Below are 4,145 nucleotides of genomic sequence, written 5' to 3'. Positions count from 1 at the left end.
ATGTGGCGAAACCCGACAGGACTTAAAGATACCAGGCGTTTCCCCCTGGTGGCTCCCTCGTGCGCTCTCCTGTTCCTGCCTTTCGGTTTACCGGTGTCATTCCGCTGTTATGGCCGCGTTTGTCTCATTCCACGCCTGACACTCAGTTCCGGGTAGGCAGTTCGCTCCAAGCTGGACTGTATGCACGAACCCCCCGTTCAGTCCGACCGCTGCGCCTGTTCCGGTAACTATCAACTTGAGTCCAACCCGGAAAGACACGATAAAACGCCACTGGCAGCAGCCACTGGTAAACAGGATGTGCGAGAGATGTATTCAGAGTTCTTGAAGTTGTGGCCTTACTGAGGCTACACTGGAAGGACAAATTTGGTGACATGTCTTCTCGCACAGGACTGTTACCTTCGGGAAAACTTGTTGGTAGCTCTTTTTCCCGGCAAACGAACCACCGTTGGTAGCGGTGGTTTTTTTGTTTTTGCGATGAGCAGATTACGGCTGTAGCACAAGGATCTCAAGAGGATCATATCAATAACGATGAGAAAGATATTTTCTGAGTAGTTCTACCGCCTCAGCATCTGTCTCAGCCGCGTCTGTTTCCACCGGTTGAGCAGACCACGAAACACAAAAATCCTCATACCCCGAATAACCCGCAGCGCAAACCAGCTCCCCGCTCCCCATAATGACCATTCACAGCCCGGGGCTGTAAAGTGGTTGAGAACAAGCAACAGTGCACCGAAACGGTCTTCCAGGGGCTACGATAGTTATCTTTGATAGTCACTATACCGATAAGGCCAGCGGAAGTATTTAATATATAACAATGAACACACTACTATATGATATATAAATAACTCCTTCACAATCCTTAATTCCATTAACATCCTCAACGTCATTTCACACTGGAATGAAATTATTCATCTTATTAGTGAGGATTTGTTTATGAATGAAATCACAGGTGTTTTAGTTGATGGTCATGTTTTTGATATTAAAAATGACATGGTTAATGGCTGTTATTTCCCCAACTCCCTGTTCCCTGGCGCGACCTTTAAAATGGTCATAGATAATGATCCGGCCAATAATGGTAAGGTGACATGGCAGTGCGGCTCCAGCAAAGGCAACAATCTGGTGGCGGTCAGCGGGGATGGTACAGTGACGTTTCCTGACGCGGATGAACGGTGTTGCGACACATTATTTTATATTAATGCCACAGACACATCCGGGCGAATCATCTCATCATATTTATTTGTCGTTAAGCGTTTTTTTAAATACAGCGAAGAGGTTTTTATTACAAATGAAAAAATCTCACAGTGGATTGAAAGCGTGAACGGGATATTTCCGGAGACGCTTGATGTTAACAGTCAATATATTGACGGGCCTTCAGGGGTTACTATCATTCGAGAAGTTAACGGAGGGCTTTTTCAGGAATGGGGCAATATGCAAAATAGCGGATGGAAAAAAGTAGTTGAGTACAACTATGGAAATTGTGGAATTTACACTTTTAATAACGAACTGAATTTCTTTAATTTCCTGGATGACAATGGATTGACACAACAGCTTAGCGGTGGTTTATGGGCTCAGGCAGTAGCCTTTTACGGCCAATCCAGAGTGTAACGCCACTGTGGTCGGGTTGTTGTTGAAGCTGCCGCATTAAAACGGATTTACCATAACATTCCTTGTCGGCACCGCCCCGGACGGGTTCGGCGCAAATGCGGCGTCAGTCCGGCAAAACAGGCAGTAAACCATCCCGCAAACAGCGCCGCCTGCGCCTGATAAATTTCACCCGACTGCATAGCCATGCAGCCGGATGAATGGCTCCGGCTTTCAGCGCAGATCCGCACCGAAAGCCCTGTTTTACCCGGTTTGTTACAGCGACGGACCGTCATCCGTCAGCTGTCGCGGCGATCGTTCCAGCTCCGGCGCTTTCTGATGCTGCGCCGTCCGCTCCTGATTCCGGTGTGCTTCAATCGCGTTCAGCCTTGCGACAACCGGCTTAGCCGCTCGCTCAAACGCAGCACCTGCCTGCTCAAGACCGTGACGCGCTCGCTCAGCGCCGCGTTCTCCCGTTGCATAAGACCAGACATCGTCCGCCATTCCGCAAAGGCATTCTCCCACTCGTCCAGCCTTTTCGAGTAGTCCAGCTGTAGCTGCGCTAATGCGTTCAGCAACTGTTTTTCCAGCTCCGTCATAGGCTATTTCCCCGCCAGTATCATCCAGCTCGAATCCTCTCCGAATCGTCCCGCTTCCGCGTTCACTCTCACACAGCGACGTCTCTGCTCTCCGCAGGTCGAGAGTTGCACGCCGCTGTTCCTCTCGGACAGCATGGCCTGCGTGCTCTTCTGCTCCCGGATGGTCGTGTAGTTGTCGAGTATCTGCTGCCCCTGCCACCACAGAATGCCCGCGATCGAGGCGATCAGCAGCGTTGACACCAGGACGATGGTCAGCCACGTCTGGCTGACCATGCGCAGCATCCCTTTCGTGCGCTGGCGCATGGCTGAGGACAGCGTCCGGTCGTGGTCGAGGATGGCGGCGCTGATTCTCTTCTCGCTTTCGCTCAGTTCCGCTCTGACAGACTTCTCGTGCTCGCTGAATGCGGCTTTCAGCATCTCGCCGGTACTCTGCTGCTGCGCTTTCGATTTCTGCTCTAAGTCCTTCGCCAGCGTTAAAAGACTGCTCATAGATGGCTCCCTTCAGTCGGATGTTTCGCCCCCCGTCCGGGTCGGCAATGCTGACGCTGTTTTTTGTGGTGCGCACCACCTCAAAACCTGCGTTTTCCAGCGCCTCAGTGACGTCATGACGCGTTTTCAGCACCCCGGACGAGGCTAAGGCCAGTAAACCCCGCGTAATCGCCTGAGCTGCTTCCTGCTTCGCTTCCGGCAGCGCGGGTGGCGTGACCAGCACCCGCCGGTTCTCCGGCGCGTTCGGGTCGTGCAGCCCCAGCCTGCCGTTCACGATGGTCTGCCAGGCATCGATGCGCGGACGGTCGGCGCGGTCGTAATACGGCTGGAGACGTCTGCCGGTCAGCAACTCCGTGTTCGGGATCAGGAAGTTCAGCTCCAGTCGCTCCTTGTCCCGGTGCTCAACCCACAGCACGCTGTACTGGTCTTTATCGAGTCCGGGCATCAGAATCCGCTCGAAGCTCGCTATCAGCTTTTCACGCTGACCGGAAGGTAAGTCCTGTTCAGCAAAGGACAGGACGCCGGATGTGTATTTTTTGGCGTAGGGCGAGGCGTCGATAAGCTCCCGGACTTCCTCCGGATTCCCCTGCAGGACGCTGGCACCTTCGCGCTGGCGGTCTTTCCCCAGCAGATAATCCACCGGCCCGGCACCGCCGCCGCGCCCCCGGGGGTGAAACTTAACGATCATTGTCAGCCCCCTTTTCCAGTATGGCGTGCCGCAGCTGCTCGAGTCCGGCATCGATGGCCATCAGCACGGCGACGACCTGCACGCTGTCGTGCCCGCTACCGCCACCGGCGTTAACCTGTCGGGCAATCTGATTGAGGTTGTTACCCATACCGGCAAGCTGACGAAGCAGTGCCGGCGAGGTCGAGGGAAGTTTGCCAGCACGGGCGGGCTTCTCGCCCAGGCACGTCTGGCGCATCCAGGCCGCGAGCTGTTTACCGCCGCAGCGTTCCAGCAGACGCCGGTGCTCGTCTTCCGTTACCCACATCGTGAGCATTTTGCTGCGTTTGTCTGCCAATCCGGCCTCCTGATAACGCCGGGACGGGCGGGAAATCTTTTCCCGGTCGGCGCGGTGTTGGACAAGCCGCAGGCGCGTCAGTGGCTTTTAGCGGGTTTCGGGGCGCAGCCCTGAACCAGTCACGCAGCGCTAGCGGAGTGTATACTGGCTTACTTATGCGGGGTCAGTGCGTAGTGTATGAAAGGTGTACCATGTCTGGTGTGAAATGCCGCACAGATGCGTAAGGAGAACATGCCATTTCCGGTGCTCTTCCGCTTCCTCGCTCACTGACTCGCTGCGCTCGGTCGTTCGGCTGCGGCGAGCGGAGTCTTCACTCTCAAAAGAGGAGCTACGGTGATCCACAGAATCAGGGGATGGCACCGGAAAGAACATGTGACCCAAAAGCCAAGTGCCGGGAAAAGTCCGCGCCGGAGGCGTTTTTCCATAGGCTCCGCCCCCCTGACGAGCATCACAAAAA

The 4,145-nt window shown here is 54.5% G+C and carries 6 protein-coding genes and 1 pseudogene; 2 read left to right on the top strand and 5 right to left on the bottom strand.

Annotated features, from left to right (window positions below):
• The first annotated feature begins 180 nt into the window (after window positions 1–180).
• Both FEK42_RS19280 and FEK42_RS19270 read left to right on the top strand, forming a co-directional pair.
• Window positions 181–342: a replication initiation protein gene (locus FEK42_RS19280; RefSeq protein ID WP_135491860.1), complete on the top strand. Its 162-nt coding sequence runs from the start codon at window positions 181–183 to the stop codon at window positions 340–342.
• Window positions 343–930: 588 nt separating this feature from the next.
• A complete protein-coding gene (locus FEK42_RS19270; RefSeq protein ID WP_138211928.1) occupies window positions 931–1,602 on the top strand; it encodes a hypothetical protein in 672 nt (223 codons plus the stop codon).
• A gap of 47 nt (window positions 1,603–1,649) precedes the next feature.
• Here FEK42_RS19270 and FEK42_RS22810 read toward each other — a convergent pair whose 3' ends face one another.
• The 5 genes and pseudogenes from FEK42_RS22810 to FEK42_RS19250 form a co-directional block, all read right to left on the bottom strand.
• The gene (locus FEK42_RS22810; RefSeq protein ID WP_171022640.1) at window positions 1,650–1,787 is read right to left on the bottom strand and encodes a hypothetical protein; all 138 of its coding nucleotides are present in this window, start codon (window positions 1,785–1,787) and stop codon (window positions 1,650–1,652) included.
• A gap of 174 nt (window positions 1,788–1,961) precedes the next feature.
• Window positions 1,962–2,177, bottom strand: coding sequence for an MbeD family mobilization/exclusion protein (locus FEK42_RS19265; protein ID WP_135491853.1), 216 nt, complete (start codon window positions 2,175–2,177; stop codon window positions 1,962–1,964).
• Window positions 2,178–2,180: 3 nt separating this feature from the next.
• Complete coding sequence (locus FEK42_RS19260; protein ID WP_135491852.1) at window positions 2,181–2,666, bottom strand: MbeB family mobilization protein; 486 nt, start codon at window positions 2,664–2,666, stop codon at window positions 2,181–2,183.
• Window positions 2,667–2,700: 34 nt separating this feature from the next.
• Window positions 2,701–3,354 (bottom strand): annotated as a pseudogene (locus FEK42_RS19255) (relaxase/mobilization nuclease domain-containing protein); the annotation flags it as partial.
• Window positions 3,344–3,667: a MobC family plasmid mobilization relaxosome protein gene (locus tag FEK42_RS19250; RefSeq protein ID WP_171022641.1), complete on the bottom strand. Its 324-nt coding sequence runs from the start codon at window positions 3,665–3,667 to the stop codon at window positions 3,344–3,346. The gene FEK42_RS19250 and the pseudogene FEK42_RS19255, both read right to left, overlap by 11 nt.
• Window positions 3,668–4,145: the final 478 nt, after the last annotated feature.

The sequence above is a fragment of the Escherichia sp. E2748 genome, assembly GCF_005781125.1.
Classification (GTDB): Bacteria; Pseudomonadota; Gammaproteobacteria; order Enterobacterales; family Enterobacteriaceae; genus Escherichia.
Note: the sequence above shows the minus strand (reverse complement) of the source record. Positions and strands in the feature narration are given on the sequence as shown.